A 16,669-nucleotide genomic window follows, 5' to 3' on the forward strand; every position below is an offset into this window, starting at 1 on the left:
AGTCAGGATCCCTACATTAATTTGGGTTGAGAAATGGCTATGAGTGAGCAAATGGGTATTTTTGAGCTGGGGCATTCTAAATCTAAGGATAAAGCTTCGCGAGAGCATCAGAATGTTCAAGAAAGTTCCAGTTCTGTAGAGTCAGACCAGAGTGAGTTTAAACAGATTCTGCATGATAAAAGCGAAACGACACAAAGCCGTTCTGAGGAAAAGACATTACATAAATCACTTGAGCATCAGGAAAAAGAGGCGAGTTTAACTGCACAAACGCCTCAGGGATTAGAAAGTGATGCTATCAATGACGGTGCGGATTCCTTCTTGCTGTTTATGCCTATGGCTATGCAATGGACTGCCGGCCGGCAACCGGTTGCCAGTAGTAACCCAAACACAACGACATTACCCTCTGCTCAAACAAACTACCTACGTTTGTCATCGTCAGGCCAGGTAACGACTGGTCTTGACTCACTACTGCCACAAAATGCTCAGGTTATACCTCAAGCTGTTCAGCTGACATCGTTGATGTCTGAGGATAAGCAGCTACTTATGCAACTAAGAGAAAATATGAATAGTGGCAGTTTTTCTCTGGCTTCTGGGCAAGGTAATAGTGATGCGATCAGTTTAAAGCAGTTATTAGATAATCAGGGTCAACACAATAACAATGATAGCTTAGCAAAGCATTCACTATCCCCATTACAGCAGGCAATGTTAAATCGGGGGAGCAATAGCACATCCACTGACTTTTCTCAGCTACTTCAAGGGTTATCGGCTGGAGTAATGCCTAAAGATGTTGATATAAGTGGCCTTGGTGCGACGAATGTAGATACAAATCTGCAAGCAGTGAATCAACAAAATACAGTATCGTCTTTAGTCGATAGAGCTGGCAGCTTGATGACAGCAACACCCCATGCAAATGCGGCTAACCAAGATATGCTACTTAGTACGCTGGTAGCACCAACCTTAAGAGCACCTGAGTGGGGGCAGGCGTTTCGTGAACAAGTGAGTTGGCTGACAGGGCAAGGTGTGCAACTTGCTCATTTACAATTAGACCCTCCAGACCTTGGCCCTGTTGAAGTCAAAGTGAATATTCATCATGACCAGGCCAATATTAGTTTTACCAGCCACCATGCTCCTGTCAGAGATGCCATTGAACAACAAATTGCGCGCCTTCGTGAGCAACTGATGCAACAAGGGTTTACGGATGTTAATGTCGATGTGTCTGGACATGATCGACAGGAGCATCAAGGTGCAATGGACCATAATGGTCGTGATGTAGAGAGTGATTGGACTAATGTGTCGGCAGCAGAAGAAGGCGTGGAAGTGCAAGCGGTTGTCCAGCCTATTATCGGTGGCAGAGTGGGGGGGGTGGATTTTTATGCTTAACAATCATGCCTAAAGAAATTGCAGAAGATAAGTGCATACTAAGTATATTTGTCTTTTGTTATCTTAAATACAACATTACATGTTTTTCTAAATTAATAGTACTCAGCAATAATTGAGTGGTAACTGAAAATGTTGTTTTCAGTATCGACTATTTGTAAAAGAATGAGTAATAATTCAGCTACTTAGTGCATGACCGCCTTGTCATCACCTTAGCGCTTTTTATACGATAGGTAACGTCAAACCATGTTCAGCACGTGTTGAGCATGGTTTTTTGTTTTTTTCACCAGCAAAAGCTTAACTTTGTACTTTAATTATCAGTAATTGTTTTCTTACTTTCAGGTATATCCATAACAAAGGGTATAGACAACACGCAAACGCAGGGGCTGTAAATGACCAAACATATTGGCATTTTAACGAGTGGTGGAGATTGTCCTGGTCTGAATGCTGCAATTCGTGGAGTGGTAAAGGCTGGCCAGTATGGCTATGGCATGGAGTTTATTGGGTTTAAAGATGGTTTTCGTGGCATTGCCCTTGATCGATCGATGGAGCTTAATGATCAAGTCCTTTCTGGGATTTTGACAGACGGAGGCACGATTTTAGGTACCAGTCGGGATAAACCACACAAGATGCCTATTGGTAACAAAGTGATTGATATGACGGAGACCATCGTTGAAAACTATCATCGCAATCATTTAGATGGACTGGTGTGTATTGGTGGAGGGGGAACTCAAAAAAATGCGCTGCGTTTAAAAGAGGCAGGGCTTAATGTCATTACGCTACCGAAAACCATTGATAATGATGTTGCTATTACCGATGTAACCTTTGGTTTTGATACCGCATTAGGCATTGCTACCCAAGCTATTGATCGTTTACACACCACCGCTACGAGTCATCACCGCGTTATTGTGGTAGAAATCATGGGACATAATGCTGGGTGGTTGGCATTAGGTGCCGGTATTGCAGGAGGGGCTGATGTTATCTTATTGCCGGAGTTACCTTATCGACTGGAAACCGTAGCTGAAGCTATTAAGCATCGTGTTCGTTCTAACAAGCGGTTTAGTATCATTGCTTATGCAGAAGGCGCTTTAACCGTTGAAGAAGCTCAGCGTTTAACCGCGCTGGAACAGCAACGAAGTACTGTAAAAGATAAAGCCGAAAGAAAAGCGTTAAAACTGCAAATAAAAGCGATAGCTAACCAACATGCAGATCATAGTGTGTGGTTAACTGAACAAGTTGAAAAGCTCACCGGACAAGAGTCGAGATTAACAATCTTAGGCCATTTACAACGGGGAGGAACGCCTTCAGCAGGTGATCGTTTATTGGCAACACACTTGGGGGCAACGGCTGCTCAGCTAATTCACCAAAACCAATTCGGGGTGATGGTTGCTGTTAATGGGCAGTCATTAATTCCAGTTCCTCTTGAGGAAGTGGTTTTGGACAAGAAACGAGTGCCAGAAAATCATCCTTGGGTACAAACGGCAAAAGAGATAGGAATCTGCTTGGGGATTTAATGATTGATACGTTTTGTTAATGAAAAATACACTATGTAATATTATCTATTTAATGTTTTCCAACTGTTGTATTTTCCTTTATTTTGAGTGTTAACAATGGATAAAAATATTTTTCTGACGTGCAATATGTTGCTTTAGCTCAGTATTAATGGGTTTTAAAGTTGTCGCTCTCGATGCGATAGATATAATTGCAGCTATCGACAGAAATCAGCCACATACGTATCGAAAACTTGAACCATTGTTCCTTAGAGTCCGTTAGAAGTTTTTTCGTCTGATGCAGAAAAGACAATTATCATTAAAACAACTACCAAGTTCTTTCATGTCAATCAGACTACCGTTTCATAAGTACTAGTTATATAAGTGTTTGGAGGTCCTTTACGTATGTCTAAATTTATTGGCGTTCTCACCAGTGGCGGTGACTGTCCTGGATTAAATGCGGCTATTCGTGGTTTGGTTCGGGCGGGCCAAAATCAATATGACATGCAATTTGTCGGTTTCCTGGACGGTTTTCGTGGTATGGCACAAGACCGGACTTTAGAGTTAAACAGAAAAACACTTTCAGGCATTTTGGTTGATGGTGGAACGATCTTGGGTACAAGTCGTGATACGCCTGCTCGTACCAGAGAAATGACCGATGAAATTGTTGCTACCTATAATCGCCATCACCTTGATGCATTAGTATGCTTGGGTGGTGATGGTACCCATAAAAATGCAATGCGTTTAAAAGAGGCTGGGTTGAATGTGGTCACCATGCCTAAAACGATTGACAATGACATTGCGTGTACTGATGTAACATTTGGTTTTAATACCGCCTTGGGTATTGCAACCGAAGCGATTGACCGTCTGCACTCCACAGCAACCAGTCACCACCGCGTTATGGTTGTGGAAATTATGGGTAACTCAGCTGGCTGGTTAACACTGGGAGCCGGTATTGCAGGTGGTGCTGATGTTATTCTACTGCCAGAAATTCCTTACGATGTAGATATGATTTCTGCAGCTATTAAGCGTCGTGCGCGTGCAGGTAAGCGTTTTAGTATCGTAGCGGTTGCTGAAGGTGCGATTACTAAAGAAGATGCTAAAGTGGTAGCAGAACTCAAAAAACAACTGGCTGCAACAGAAGATGAGGCAGAGCGAGATCAGCTTGAAGAAAAAATTCGTCGCTTAGAAGGTGCACGTGTTGGACATAGTGTTAAACTGACTCAAGAAATTGAAGAAGTGACAGGCCAAGAATCTCGTTTAACGATTTTAGGTCACTTGCAGCGTGGCGGTACGCCTTCATCTTTTGACCGTTTACTCGCAACCCGTTTAGGTACTGCGTGTGCAAGAATGATTCACGAAGAAAAGTTTGGCAATATGGTTGCCGTTAAAGGCCAAGAAATTGTCCCTGTGGCTATTGAAGAGGTTGCAAATACCACAAACCGTGTCCCAGTTGATCATGCTTGGGTAGAAACAGCTCGCTTGGTCGGAACAAGTTTTGGTGATCAATAAAAACTTATTTTAGGCGAGTCCCTTTTATGGGATTGTTTGGACAGAACTGCTGGCTACTTTAACAGTAGTTCGGGAATGAAACAAAAAGCGCTGCGCATTTTGCCAGCGCTTTTTGTGTATTAAACCAGCCATTTTCTGAAGCACTTTTGACACTTTCTTTTCTTTATCTATTACTTGTTGATTTTAAAAATACAACAGAACGAGTTTATGGGGAGGAAGACTGTTATTGGTAAAACGAAAAATGACCGAATTATTTGCAGGATCATGATGCGAATACAGGAGTGACTTATAACAAGCTGTTTGGCTTTAGCTTGTGTGTACTTTAGGAGGTAATTTTATGAGTTGAATTAAGCGAGAACTCGCGTATTCTGAAGCCAAATTTTTAGTTGAATATATTATGGATAATACTCAACACATCATTTGCCCACTAAAGTGGGTGCAGTTATGCGTTAATTATTATGTATACCCTCATTTAGTTTGCGTTTTTTTAGTCCGAGGAGCAGACCATGGAATGGATTCTATTGTTAATTATTCTGTCATTTTTGCTTCGTCCTAAAGACAGGGGCAAACCCTATAATCATTATTTTTCTTTACTAAACCAGCAGCTTCAGAAAAAAGCCGGAGGACAACCCTCTCAGTTGGTTGACTTGGATACCGTCGATAATAATCTTGAAGCTGTCCAACAACGGCTTCATGGTGAAACTAAATTGCGTTTAGTAGTGAAGTCTATTCCTTGTTTACCACTCATTAATTATTTGATGGATCGTACAGGGAGCCGGCGGCTGATGGTTTTTCATCGACCCTTTTTGTCCTTTTTGCATCGCTATTACCATGATGTTGATTTTTTATTAGGTAAACCATTACCGATTGCTGCGGTCACCCGATTTTGGAACACATGCGATGATGAGCAAAAACAGCGACTGAACCAAATTCAATGGTTAATCGACAGTCCAGAGCGGCTACGACAGTATCTTCGTTTTGCACGACAGCATCAAATCAAGCTCAGCATTAATGTGGAAGTGGATATCGGTTTGCACCGGGGTGGAGTAAGTTCGGCTGATGAACTTTCGGTATTATTGGGGCTAATTGCGGATCATCCTCGTTATCTTCAATTTAGTGGTTTAATGGGGTACGAAGCCCATATTGCCAAACTACCTACATTGCCTTGGCGTAAACAACAACAGTTATTTCGAGCTAGAGATGAAGTCGCCAGGCGATTCACTCAATTAGTGAGCTTTATACAACAACAGTTTCCAGACTTATGGCATGACCAGTTAACGTTAAATGGTGCAGGCAGTCAAACCTATATGTTTTACCAACATATGTCGTTATTTAATGACATCAGTGTAGGCTCCGCATTACTTATGCCTAAGGGTTTTGAACATCCCTGGCTGAGGGGCCACCATGCAGCCTACTTCATAGCAACACCTATATTAAAAAAACTGAATCGGTTTGAGCTACCCTTTTTAGAGATGATTTCTAAGGCCATAGGTTGGTGGAACCCTAACTGGCGACAAGCGCTGTTTATCTATGGAGGGTATTGGAAAGCTATCCCTGAAGCGCCCGGAGGTTTGAGTCTTAACCGTCTCTATGGACGAAGCTCAAATCAGGAAATTCTGACCAGCTCGACTCGTACAGCATTGACGATGGATGACTTTGTTTTTTTTCGGCCACAACAAAGTGAAGCAGTAATGTTGGAATTTGAGGACTTGCTGATTGTCAGGCGGGGACAAATTGTAGAAAAATGGCCTGTATTATCACGAAGTATTAGCGAAGTGAGCCATGGGTGAGACTGAAATTTGGGATTTTCCCAAACCTTTTGTCATGTCAATTTTAGTTCAGGCGGATGCCATTGATCACTATGGACATGTCAATAATGCAGTATATGTAAACTGGTTACAGGAAGTCGCATGGCGTCAAATTGCTGCAGAAGGGATTAGCCTTCATGATTATCAGCAGTGGCAATGTGCATTAGTCGTTAGGCAACACTGCCTGGACTATTTACTACCTGCTTTCCTTGGGGATCATTTGCAGTTAGCCACCTGGATTACCCGGTGTGATGAGCGTTGGGCATTGCAACGTACATTTCAATTGGTAAGAACCAAGGATAAGCAAACATTACTCCGAGCGGTGAGTACTTATAACTGTGTTACCCCACATGGTAAACCTCGTCGCTTTCCTGCAGGTTTACTCGCGACTTACCAGCGGCTTACAGGTGATACATGTTGAGTCGATTTTGGTATAACCAACCTATTGTATGTGGCGCTATTTTACTCATTAGCGTATTGGGTATGTTGGCAGCAGGTGGTCTTTGGTATCAAGCAAAGACAGCAGAACAGTTATTTAAACAACGACAGCTGCACTATTCTCCTGTGTTGTTTGCGGCACAGCAGTTTCCGTTAGGTGATTTTGTGGTGGACTGGAATACAACACAAGGCGGAGGATTATCTGTTATTGACCCTAAACATAACAGAGTATTATGGCAGCATCAGCCAGGATTAGGCTTTGTGACGCTTAAAGCGATACCTGACATGCTTCAGGAAAATCAGCTGCCTGTTACTGCACAAGCATGCCAACAGCAACTCATTTATGGTTTTGCTCGCAGGCAAAAAAAACTGCAGGTGATGGGTAAGGTGTTTTGTCCTAATGGTCAGTATTACGATTATAGTTTGGTTTTTCGAGCGATTAATCAGCAGCAAGTTGATTTGAACTTGAAGTTTGAGAGTGCCGATGTGATTGCGCTTACCTTGAAAACGGCTATTGAGGGTAATGAGAAAATAATTGGGTATACCCAGGATGAGGCACCCACTAAAGCACATAGTGAGGCAATGAAAATTGCTTCGGACTCACCAAAGCATACGTTACCTTATTGGCTATCCACTAAAAACAGAGGTATGGTTTTGAAAGCCAAGTTACAGGGCGCGTTTGACTTAAAAGAAGCACAACAGATTGTGGCGAGTGGGCCTGGTAGAGAGTTATATCTCCATACATTTCGTGCTTCATCTAAGGAAAAGCTTTGGCAATATCTTCAGCCCCTCCATCAGCGTTAGTAATACCTTATAAAGCCATGTGCTGGGTTCACTTACAGGTTTGCGTTATACTGGCGGCATATTGCTATGTAACACAAGGACAAGGCCAGGATTGATGAAGCGTCTTTTACTTGGTTTGCTAAAAATCTATCGTTGGCTAATCAGCCCACTGTTGGGTAATAACTGTCGGTTTTACCCAAGTTGTTCGCACTATGCTGAACAAGCACTCCAACAACATGGTGTTGGCTATGGTCTTTGGTTGACTGTGCGTCGCTTACTCCGCTGTCATCCATGGCATCCTGGTGGTTATGATCCCGTGCCTGGCGGTGACACAGTACCGGTAATGGTTGACAGTGAAAAAAGTTTACCCCGTACTGATCGTCTAAAGTCCGATGGACTTAATAAATATTGTTGTTTAAAGCATCGTGCAAAATAGCTTTCATCTTTAAATCCTACCAAATCACTAATTTCAGCAATGGATACGTTAGATTGCTGAAGTAATTCTTTTGCCGCAGATAAGCGGAGTTTTCGTAGATAGGCAGTGGGTGTTTGATTGGTTGCCTGTCGAAAGCGCCGGTTGAAAGTGCGCAGACTGACTTGCAGCTGGCTGGCTAGCACTGGCCATTCCACTTCAAGCTGATAATTTTGCTGTAACCATAATTGTGCCTGGAGCACTGTTTCATCTGAATAGTTTCGATTATCAGTAAATGAGTAATGAACAGACTCAAAAGACCGGCGAATTTCCTGTGAAAACTGCTGCTCAACCCGAGTCGCAATAGATTGTCCACATATCACACCGACAAAATGAATCATCAGATCAGCCATAGAGTTAACACTACCCGCACAATATATTCGGCCCGCCTGGGTGATGAGGTGATGTTGTTGTAATTGGACTTTAGGGTAGTGTTTTTGAAAGTTGTCAAAGTAGAACCAGTGAGTTGTGGCTGGTTTGTGATCAAGTAATCCCGCTTCAGCAATTAGCGTGACTCCAGTACCTGCAGCACAGAGCGTAGCGCCTTGTTGGTACTGTTTTTTCAGCCACTGAATAAATGGTTGCAGTTGGCGTAGACTGCGTTCGGGATTTCGCCAAAGACCAGGAATAACGATGCAATCGGTTTGCTCGATATGCTCAATACTGGCTTGAGGTGTAATCGTTAAGCCACCAGTAATGGTCACAGGTGTCATTGTCTGGCCAGCCAAGGTGACTTCGAATAGATTCTGTCGCTTATGGCTGGCAATCAGGTTGGCATTGGCGGCATGGAGAATTTCCATCGGTAGCGTAATACTCGTACCCAGCATATGAGGGAGTGCTAATACTGTAATATGGGTTGGCATTGGTTAACCATGATGTTGAGTCTTGCTATGGCTATAAGGTGCTAAGCATTATGAAAAACACGCGGTGGTTGGCGATATAATCCGATAATTTGGCTAAAAAATCCAGATCGCTTTAAGTAACTGCTTTTACACTTAGATTAAGTTTTACATTGAGTTTGTATTTAGTGATGAGTTGTTGATTTAAGGAGAGTGTTTTGTCCAGACTTCCAGTGATTATTGGCATGGGAGGGATAAATCCTGCTGGCCGTACATCCATGCATCATGGTTATCGTCGTTTGGTTCTGGATGCTCTGCCTGCTGATGCACAACGAAAGACGTTATCAAGTCTTGCACAGCTAATGAATTTACCTGCTGAAATGATAGATCGGCAGTTTATAGAATCTCATACTTTAATACGTCAGCTGGAATCAAACTTATTTGATCCGAGTGCGTTATTACACCATCAAAAACTGGGCTTGGCGGCTGGTAGTGTAATACAGGTTAAAACACGGCAGTTACCAAGCCCATTACCTGCACACTGGCAACTGCTTAAAGAAGAAGATGGCATTAGCCATGTGCAACTAATGTCGGCTGAAACTCTACTGCAACCAGCTTTTCGTCAGGCTATCGTCAATAGTGCTGGGCAGTTGCCTATGGGATTTAGTCCAGCGGAATTATACCCATCCCGTAACCATCCTCGTGGTTTGCAGCTTTCTATTTATGGTGCTTCTGATGCTATTCAGTCTTTAGGATTTGACTGGGCAGATATCGGTCATTTTTTGGCGCCCGATGAACTCGGTGTGTTTGCAGGCAGTAGCATGAGCCAATTGGATTACAATGGCAATGGCGGGATGATGCAGGCACGGTTACTGGGTAAACGAGTGACCTCAAAGCAATGTCCACTTGGGTTTGCGGAAATGCCTGCCGACTTTATTAATGCCTATGTGGTGGGCAGCTTGGGAGGAACGGGCACGAATATGGGGGCTTGTGCCACGTTATTGTATAACCTGAGCCAAGGGATTGATGCGATTCGTAGTGGTAAGCATCGGTTAGTCATTGTAGGTAACAGTGAAGCACCATTACTGCCAGAAGTCTTTGATGGTTATTCTACTATGGGGGCTTTGGCAACGGATCAAGGTTTAACGCAGTTGGATGGGCTGGCACCTGGTACTGCTGTGAACCATCGCCGTGCTTGTCGTCCTTTTGGTAATAACTGTGGTTTTACTTTGGCTGAGTCGGCTCAGTTTTTCGTGTTATGTGATGATGAGCTGGCACTCACATTAGGGGCTACTATTTACGGTGCTATCGGTGATATTTTTGTGAATGCGGATGGCTATAAAAAGTCAATTTCTGGCCCTGGTGCTGGTAATTATTTAACCATGGCAAAAGCGGTTGCCTGTGCGCGAGCAATTTTGGGAGAGTCTGCACTACCTAAGAGTTATGTGTTAGCGCATGGTACAGGCACACCACAAAACCGTATCACTGAATCTCATATTCTGAGTGAAACAGCGAAAACATTTGGTATTTCGCATTGGCCTGTTACTGCCATTAAGTCGTATGTCGGGCATTCTCTGGGTGTGGCTGCGGGTGATCAATTGGCGGTGGCATTGGGTGTTTGGGCCGAAGGTATTATTCCTGGTATTACCACGATTAATGAAGTGGCAGATGATGTATATCAGGATAATCTGCACATTTTACTAGATCATTTACAAGTACCTGCGAGCGAACTGGATGTTGCCTTTATCAATGCCAAGGGCTTTGGTGGTAATAATGCGTCAGCAGCTGTTTTAGCACCTCATGTGGCAACTGACATGCTACAAAAGAAACATGGTCAGGCGGCAATGACCGCGTACTGGCAGCGTAATGAGAAAATTCAAGCAGCAGTTTCGGACTATGATGAAGAGTGTATTGCGGGTCAGCGATCACCTATTTATCGCTTTGGTGAAGGTGTGATTGATAGCAATGCGTTAGGTTATACGTCTTCTGCGGTCAATGTGCCTGGTTATGAAAAAGCAGTAAACTTAAACTTAGCAAATCCTTATCCTGATATGGTTTAAAATCACGGTATAAAGAGGGGGTTGCAACTATTTGCGACATCCTCTTGAGGATGAGATTATATTTTTAGAGTGCATGGAAATCGAAATTTAATCTAAGGCATTAATGGTAATGGCCACTAAACAATCTTTATATGGGGTGTTATCTTTTTCGCTGGCAATTTTAGTGATTGCCAGTGGTGTGTTTTTTCTGGGTTGGATGGGGGCATCAAGTACAGATCTGGGGTCTGATTTACGAGAGGCAAACTATCTGGGTATGGTTGTGCTTGCTTGTATATTGCTTAATTTAGTCGCGCTGGTTTTAGGTGTCATTGGCTTAACAAAGCATCAACACAAGAAGTCACTTGCTGTATGGGGCGTTATTATTAGTGGCTGTTCCGCACTGTCGATTTATTTATTGATTAGTTAGTTTGTGCTGTATTTTTTTGTCCATAGCGTAGATACGCAATGGGAAAGTCTTTGCCAATAACACGTTTTATCCAAGAAGGCGGGGATAACTCGTGTTCACTGTTGCCTGTCGATAAATATAAATCAGTAAATCCTCGCTCATGAAGCTCTTCGGCAATTTGCAAGCCATCTTTTTCGCTATTCAATAAATGTACATCGATAAAAACAGGTGTATCTGTTGGAATGTTGGGTAATGTGGTTTGTAGTTGTTGGTAGGAGGCATAGGCCACACCTTTAAGGTTATATTGACTGGCATTGATTTCCCAACAGGTTCGAATTAATGAGTCATCCTCAACTTGTACAAAATCGGGTTGAAAATAGAATGGTATGGTTTGTGACAAAGGATTGGTGAGTTGTGCTTTGAGGTTTGGAGTCGTCGATTTTGGGTAAGTCGTCAGTGGTTGCAGGAGACTTGCTGTTGTGTTTGCGGATGTCGCCTGACAAATGCTATCAAGAAGTTTGAGTAGATGGGTGCGTGTCATGGGTTTGGGAATGGATAAGTCGGCCCCTGTTTCAGAAATCTTCCTTTGTAACTCAAGTGCATAGCGATTTGAATGAATACACAGTATAGTCGATGGATAATGGGCTTTGATGATGGGAGCGGCTGTTAAGCCACTCATGTAATTATTGCCAAAATCGATATCCAGAATAATAATGTTGCTTTGACGAAGCACTGCTTCATGGCGAAGGGCTTGTTCTGTGGTATCAAATACATCAATCACAATATGTTGGCTAAGATAGCTTGACGTACTGATATACTCTCTAATGTAATCTCGGTAGACAGGTTCATCATCAATAATAACGATTTGTAATTGGCGTTGATTTAACTTTTTACATAATTCTGTTTCAATTTTTTGGTCATTGTGTTGGGTAAGGGGTGGATTTGAGCTATTTTCTGAGGCTTTGATTGCATAATGGGTATAATAATCCTGGCTAGAGCAAAGAAGGTTTTCCATTGTTTGCACAGAAAGCTCATCCGTTATTGGTAGGGTAAAGATAAACTCAGTACCGCTTTCTTTAGTCGACGTAACACTTATTTGACCACCATGGGCCTCTATAATTTTTCTGGTAATGGCGAGTCCTAAGCCAGTACCATTATTTTTATTGAGTGAGAAAAATGGGTCAAATATCTTTGAAAAAAATTCTCTAGGCACATAACTATTACTGTTGCCAATGGTAATTTCCATCCAGCTATTATCGATTTCTTTAGATAAAAACCATATATTACCGGTCCCTCCCATATGTTCAATAGCGTTGGAAATAATATTGCTGAGGACTCGAATAATACGGTTTGGATCTATATTCAGCTTGTGGGAGTGTTGTAAGTTATAGGTAAGATCGACTGTTAGATTATCATTATATCGAAATTGCTCTATGAGTGCTTGATGTAATATTTTCTTTAAGTCTGTTTTTTTCTGCGCAAGGGGTGGTTGAGGGTTACCAATTTCCATAATGTCCTGAATCATGCTATTAACGTTGTCAAGCGCGGCATGTATAGGCGTAATACTCTTTTTTAAAATAGATTTAATTTCATAAATATTATCAATGCTGGAAATGAGTTCTATAACGGTATTGAGTAAAGTAAAAGGTTTACGGACATCATGGGCTAACATCTGAGTAGTTTGTACCATGGTGTGATAACTTCTTGCTTTGGCTATTTTTCTATTGGCTTTGTTTAAGTTAGCTTGAAACTCAAGGAGTTTGTCGTAAACAATATTATATTCAAGTACATTAAATGTGGTTGTTTTTTTGATATGTAAACCATCAAAGGTATTGACTAGCTTATTGATGTCATGGATAACATATTTTTTATAAAAAAACAGAATACCATTAATATTAACTAAAAAAGTAATAATTATTGTAATGCAGAGCCAAAAAACGCTATTTGAGCCTATTTCTAAAGGTAAAGCGATTTCTTTTGCGACATAAGCGACTGTTTTATTGTTATATATGATGGGATTAATACCGATAAAGGTGTTTGTTTTTTCATTATGACAAGTGGTTGATTGATGGTTGATTATTTGGCATTGGGCTCTGTCAGCTAACCAATTGGCAATCACTTTTTTATTACCGATTGCTAAACCCGTCAAGTTAGAGTGAGCAAGAATATTAAACTTGATAAATTCAAGTGCTTGATAATTATTAGAGATAACTTGAAGAATAATTTCTTCTTTGGTGTTATTGTCAATAAAGTTGACAAAACTGGCTGCACGGTTAATCACTTCCTGCTTTTGCAGCTTCAGTCCAATGATGATAGCAAAGGTAATCAGTGTTGTTTGGATAATGATTAATGACAGAAAGAAAACAACACTGATCCAGACGATAGATTTTTTTTGAGGTGAACTACTCACTAAGTCTGTACCCATCTGGTGTCACTTTCATTGTAAATAACTTGTGATAAGCTATGTTGCCATTAGCGTTGAACTCAACACCTGTTATCCCTTGATAGTTAAGCCCAGCAAAGGGATTTTGTTGAGGATGACTGGCTTGTGCAAAATAACGATTAAAAATACGAGCGGCATCGTAGGCTAAAAGAGAAATGACCATAGGGTCTTTATGATACATTGAACGATACCGTTCTATGACGGCTTGAAAAATTGGATCTGGGTCGAAGAACGTATTTTGACGGGTGAAATACGCGGTGATCTCTTTCTCTTTAAGACGGTCAAAGAAAGGTTGAAATTTACTTGATCCCCAACTGACTGTACCAATAAAAGTGGTGTTGTGCTTTTGAGTATTTTGTTGAATATAGTTAACAATTTTAGCCGATAAGCTGGATCTGGTAAGTAAAATAACTAAATCGGGTTTATTGTCTTTTTCAAAAAATGGGGTGATGTGTTCAATCGTTGGGTTAATTTCTGTAATGTTAATATCAGTAAATGGTTGATTTTTGGCCTTTAGCGCTTGAGTAAACGCTTTTTGGTAATCTCTCATTCTGGACTTATCAATTGACGTGATAAGTAATATATTTTTAAATTTTTGTTTAGTAAAGACATTGCTAAGAATGTGTTGAACGTTGTCCTCAATTGGCCGTTGCATTGAATAAATATAGGGCCTGTTTATTTCTGGTGTAATGGGAGTATAAAGTGAAATAAGTGGAATTTTATGCTTGTTGAATAAATCTCTAACTGGGATGATATCATTTGCACTGTCAAAACCAATAACTCCATCACAGCCAGCCGTTATCATTTTTTCTACAGCTTTGATACTGCCTAGTGGAGAGGGTGAGAAAAAGTGAACTTCAGTCGTTGTATGGTTATCTTCTTCTGTTGCAAGCCCTAGTTTGATGCCATTTATAAATGCTTCACCATATGCTGGACTGGTTTTTACTGAAGTACCCGTTAAACATAGTTTTTTGGAGGATAAGCGTAATGTTTCAGTTGTTGATGCGGGATCGGTAATCGCAATTGATTTTTGAATGATAATGATATTGGCAAGTAAAATGACGAATGCTGGTAAAGCAAATCGTCTAAGTATTCTGGTAAAACCAGTGTATAAATGAAACTGTAATGTTGGCTTATATCTTTTGTTGAACAGGCTAGTCAGGGACGCTAATGTGGTCATTATTTTTATCCTTATCACTGTGTTGCTAGCAGCTTCCTTTAAAAAGGATCATTACGTTGTTTGGTAAGTATTAAATTTATTTTGTTGTACCCATAAATTTTTCTAAAAATTCCTGACTGTTAAGGTCTTTGGTAAACGTTTTTAGTTGAGTTGCACTTTTTTGAATCGTATCTGCGGCCAGAAGTATGTCCTGTATAGTAGAGGTATTCTGTAATGTAACGTTATTCGTGCTTGTATTTGGTGTTGTAGGCAGTTTATGAATGAGTATCACGAGAACCTCGCTCAACGAACTTATGGGGGTTGTGATGTTAATAATTTCATGTTTAATAAAACGAAGTAGTTGTAACGATGTATCTTGCTGTACTTTTTTTAGCTGAGCTGGAATAGGAACAATTGATATGACATTATGCTTAGTTAAGGGAGAAGAATCTTTGTCAGTATGTGATGGCATTATCGTGGCAAGAATGGGTAGTGTGGTTTGACCAGTAGATAGCGATAATAAAGTGTTCTCACCAGGTGTTACTGATGTTACCGCTTGGGCAATGGAGTCCTGTTGATCTACGAGGTTTAAATGTTTAAACAGAAAATTGGCATACCTATTTAGTGGTGTTAACGTATTATTTTCACTTAAAGTAAAAATAGCCGTTGTTAAATTATCAAGTGTTGGCTGGTCAGTAATTTTTTTTGAAAAAAACAGGCATAGTCTGTTTAATGAAAACAATTTTAATCCAGTTCGTGGAACGCTTGTCGTATTTTGAAATGGTATGCGTTGATAATGATGAGAACGCGCCTGATCTAATATACCCAGTAGTTGTGCGATAATAATGATAGGTAAGGTTATTAGTATTTCAGGTGATGATGTTTGGATGAATAACAGGATAATTGTTAGGCTACATACTATAAGAGAAACATGTTGTGCAAGCACTAGTCGGCTAATTCTAAACAAAACCATTTTTTTCTCTTCCGTTTAAGCAACGGTAACGCTTATACTCCTTTAAGTGAATAAACAATTAAGGAAAAAAATGCTATCCATTGCTTGATGAATCATACTCATTGTTTAACCCCTCCTTATGAGAATGCGTGCTGAATGAAGGCAAAAACTCAAAGATAGGGTTTATATACCCATTTCGAAGTGGTATACATAGGATTGACCAAATTGTAACTGTAACCCTATTAAACATCAACTAAACACAATGAACTTGTCGTATAACTTCTTTGCGGTAAAGGTTGCTTTATTAAGGCTACTATGTAAAGAAGGTGATAAAACGAATGGATGTAAAACACAAGTAAAGAGGAGAGAGGGCAATCCTTGGTGTGGATGCCCTGAATATGGTTTTAAAAGGCACAGTTAGTCATGTTTTCGGCGAGTGCTCTTAGAATATCAGTACGAGTGATTAATCCTACTAACCGATTATTTTCAACCACAGGGTAGACCTTGGGTTTATGGTCTATCATTTGCTGGGCTAGATTAATAATATCTTGATTGGGTGAAACGGTAAGTACATCTGTACGCATGACGTCATTAACAATCGCACTTTGGTCGCAGAAGTAAGAAGATTGTAGTACCTGTTTGATGCAGTCTTGTTCTGAGACAAATCCAATCACTTCTTTGTTTTCATTAATAACGGGTAGACCGCTCAAATGATCTCGCATTAAACGGTCAAGTACGACTTTTAGAGGTGTGCCACAAGTGAAGGGTAAGTGGTGTTGCGTCATATAATCTTTGACTAAAATAGGTAGTTGCTTTGTTGCGGTACTCTGTGCAGTTTTAGCCATGATTTATTACCTAAAGAATACGTTTAAACGTCAGTTCATAATTTCAGTGTAGATCATTTGGGAGTTAGGATCTGCATAACGCTACAGATCCATTTTAAAGGTTGTT

Annotated in this window: 13 protein-coding genes and 1 pseudogene; 9 read left to right on the forward strand and 5 right to left on the reverse strand. The window is 40.8% G+C overall.

What is annotated here, in order from left to right:
- Positions 1 to 39: 39 nt before the first annotated feature.
- The 7 genes and pseudogenes from ACQ96U_RS00470 to yidD all read left to right on the forward strand — a co-directional run.
- Positions 40 to 1,380, forward strand: coding sequence for a flagellar hook-length control protein FliK (locus ACQ96U_RS00470; RefSeq protein WP_431719261.1), 1,341 nt, complete (start codon positions 40 to 42; stop codon positions 1,378 to 1,380).
- A 389-nt stretch (positions 1,381 to 1,769) separates the two neighbouring features.
- A complete protein-coding gene (locus ACQ96U_RS00475) occupies positions 1,770 to 2,891 on the forward strand; it encodes a 6-phosphofructokinase (protein WP_431719262.1) in 1,122 nt (373 codons plus the stop codon).
- Positions 2,892 to 3,272: 381 nt separating this feature from the next.
- Complete coding sequence (locus ACQ96U_RS00480) at positions 3,273 to 4,379, forward strand: 6-phosphofructokinase (RefSeq protein ID WP_431719263.1); 1,107 nt, start codon at positions 3,273 to 3,275, stop codon at positions 4,377 to 4,379.
- A 506-nt stretch (positions 4,380 to 4,885) separates the two neighbouring features.
- Positions 4,886 to 6,169 (forward strand): alanine racemase, encoded by a 1,284-nt coding sequence (locus ACQ96U_RS00485; RefSeq protein WP_431719264.1) that lies wholly within the window; start codon positions 4,886 to 4,888, stop codon positions 6,167 to 6,169.
- On the forward strand, positions 6,162 to 6,608 hold the full coding sequence (locus ACQ96U_RS00490; protein WP_431719265.1) for an acyl-CoA thioesterase: 447 nt from the start codon (positions 6,162 to 6,164) through the stop codon (positions 6,606 to 6,608). Before ACQ96U_RS00485 ends, ACQ96U_RS00490 begins: the two co-directional genes overlap by 8 nt.
- Positions 6,602 to 7,429, forward strand: coding sequence for a hypothetical protein (locus tag ACQ96U_RS00495; RefSeq protein ID WP_431719266.1), 828 nt, complete (start codon positions 6,602 to 6,604; stop codon positions 7,427 to 7,429). The genes ACQ96U_RS00490 and ACQ96U_RS00495 overlap by 7 nt, the downstream gene beginning before the upstream one ends.
- A gap of 94 nt (positions 7,430 to 7,523) precedes the next feature.
- Positions 7,524 to 7,667: pseudogene (gene yidD, locus ACQ96U_RS00500) on the forward strand (membrane protein insertion efficiency factor YidD); the annotation flags it as partial.
- A 47-nt stretch (positions 7,668 to 7,714) separates the two neighbouring features.
- Here yidD and ACQ96U_RS00505 read toward each other — a convergent pair.
- Positions 7,715 to 8,743, reverse strand: coding sequence for a GlxA family transcriptional regulator (locus ACQ96U_RS00505; protein ID WP_431719267.1), 1,029 nt, complete (start codon positions 8,741 to 8,743; stop codon positions 7,715 to 7,717).
- 194 nt (positions 8,744 to 8,937) lie between these two features.
- Here ACQ96U_RS00505 and ACQ96U_RS00510 point away from each other — a divergent pair, with 194 nt between their 5' ends.
- On the forward strand, positions 8,938 to 10,779 hold the full coding sequence (locus ACQ96U_RS00510; RefSeq protein WP_431719268.1) for a beta-ketoacyl synthase: 1,842 nt from the start codon (positions 8,938 to 8,940) through the stop codon (positions 10,777 to 10,779).
- A 109-nt stretch (positions 10,780 to 10,888) separates the two neighbouring features.
- On the forward strand, positions 10,889 to 11,185 hold the full coding sequence (locus ACQ96U_RS00515; protein ID WP_431719269.1) for a hypothetical protein: 297 nt from the start codon (positions 10,889 to 10,891) through the stop codon (positions 11,183 to 11,185).
- Here the strand turns inward: ACQ96U_RS00515 and ACQ96U_RS00520 are convergent.
- The 4 genes from ACQ96U_RS00520 to ACQ96U_RS00535 all read right to left on the reverse strand — a co-directional run bounded on the left by ACQ96U_RS00520 (position 11,178) and on the right by ACQ96U_RS00535 (position 16,563).
- Positions 11,178 to 13,589 carry an ATP-binding protein gene (locus ACQ96U_RS00520; RefSeq protein WP_431719270.1) on the reverse strand — a complete coding sequence of 804 codons (2,412 nt, stop codon included), beginning with the start codon at positions 13,587 to 13,589 and terminating at the stop codon, positions 11,178 to 11,180. The genes ACQ96U_RS00515 and ACQ96U_RS00520 overlap by 8 nt on opposite strands.
- Complete coding sequence (locus tag ACQ96U_RS00525; protein WP_431719271.1) at positions 13,567 to 14,787, reverse strand: ABC transporter substrate-binding protein; 1,221 nt, start codon at positions 14,785 to 14,787, stop codon at positions 13,567 to 13,569. Before ACQ96U_RS00525 ends, ACQ96U_RS00520 begins: the two co-directional genes overlap by 23 nt.
- A 76-nt stretch (positions 14,788 to 14,863) precedes the next feature.
- Positions 14,864 to 15,739 carry a hypothetical protein gene (locus ACQ96U_RS00530; RefSeq protein WP_431719272.1) on the reverse strand — a complete coding sequence of 292 codons (876 nt, stop codon included), beginning with the start codon at positions 15,737 to 15,739 and terminating at the stop codon, positions 14,864 to 14,866.
- Positions 15,740 to 16,122: 383 nt separating this feature from the next.
- Positions 16,123 to 16,563: a CBS domain-containing protein gene (locus ACQ96U_RS00535; RefSeq protein WP_431719273.1), complete on the reverse strand. Its 441-nt coding sequence runs from the start codon at positions 16,561 to 16,563 to the stop codon at positions 16,123 to 16,125.
- Positions 16,564 to 16,669 lie beyond the last annotated feature (106 nt).

The sequence above is a fragment of the Zooshikella sp. RANM57 genome, assembly GCF_050749885.1.
In the GTDB taxonomy this organism is placed as follows: domain Bacteria; phylum Pseudomonadota; class Gammaproteobacteria; order Pseudomonadales; family Zooshikellaceae; genus Zooshikella.

What these genes read in the sequence shown, in the direction of transcription:
- ACQ96U_RS00505 (WP_431719267.1), bottom strand. Translation starts at nt 8,743, where the DNA reads ATGCCAACCCATATTACAGTATTAGCACTCCCTCATATGCTGGGTACG.
- ACQ96U_RS00475 (WP_431719262.1), top strand. Translation starts at nt 1,770, where the DNA reads ATGACCAAACATATTGGCATTTTAACGAGTGGTGGAGATTGTCCTGGT.
- ACQ96U_RS00530 (WP_431719272.1), bottom strand. Translation starts at nt 15,739, where the DNA reads ATGGTTTTGTTTAGAATTAGCCGACTAGTGCTTGCACAACATGTTTCT.
- ACQ96U_RS00495 (WP_431719266.1), top strand. Translation starts at nt 6,602, where the DNA reads ATGTTGAGTCGATTTTGGTATAACCAACCTATTGTATGTGGCGCTATT.
- ACQ96U_RS00520 (WP_431719270.1), bottom strand. Translation starts at nt 13,589, where the DNA reads ATGGGTACAGACTTAGTGAGTAGTTCACCTCAAAAAAAATCTATCGTC.
- ACQ96U_RS00515 (WP_431719269.1), top strand. Translation starts at nt 10,889, where the DNA reads ATGGCCACTAAACAATCTTTATATGGGGTGTTATCTTTTTCGCTGGCA.
- ACQ96U_RS00525 (WP_431719271.1), bottom strand. Translation starts at nt 14,787, where the DNA reads ATGACCACATTAGCGTCCCTGACTAGCCTGTTCAACAAAAGATATAAG.
- ACQ96U_RS00480 (WP_431719263.1), top strand. Translation starts at nt 3,273, where the DNA reads ATGTCTAAATTTATTGGCGTTCTCACCAGTGGCGGTGACTGTCCTGGA.
- ACQ96U_RS00535 (WP_431719273.1), bottom strand. Translation starts at nt 16,563, where the DNA reads ATGGCTAAAACTGCACAGAGTACCGCAACAAAGCAACTACCTATTTTA.
- ACQ96U_RS00470 (WP_431719261.1), top strand. Translation starts at nt 40, where the DNA reads ATGAGTGAGCAAATGGGTATTTTTGAGCTGGGGCATTCTAAATCTAAG.
- ACQ96U_RS00490 (WP_431719265.1), top strand. Translation starts at nt 6,162, where the DNA reads ATGGGTGAGACTGAAATTTGGGATTTTCCCAAACCTTTTGTCATGTCA.
- ACQ96U_RS00485 (WP_431719264.1), top strand. Translation starts at nt 4,886, where the DNA reads ATGGAATGGATTCTATTGTTAATTATTCTGTCATTTTTGCTTCGTCCT.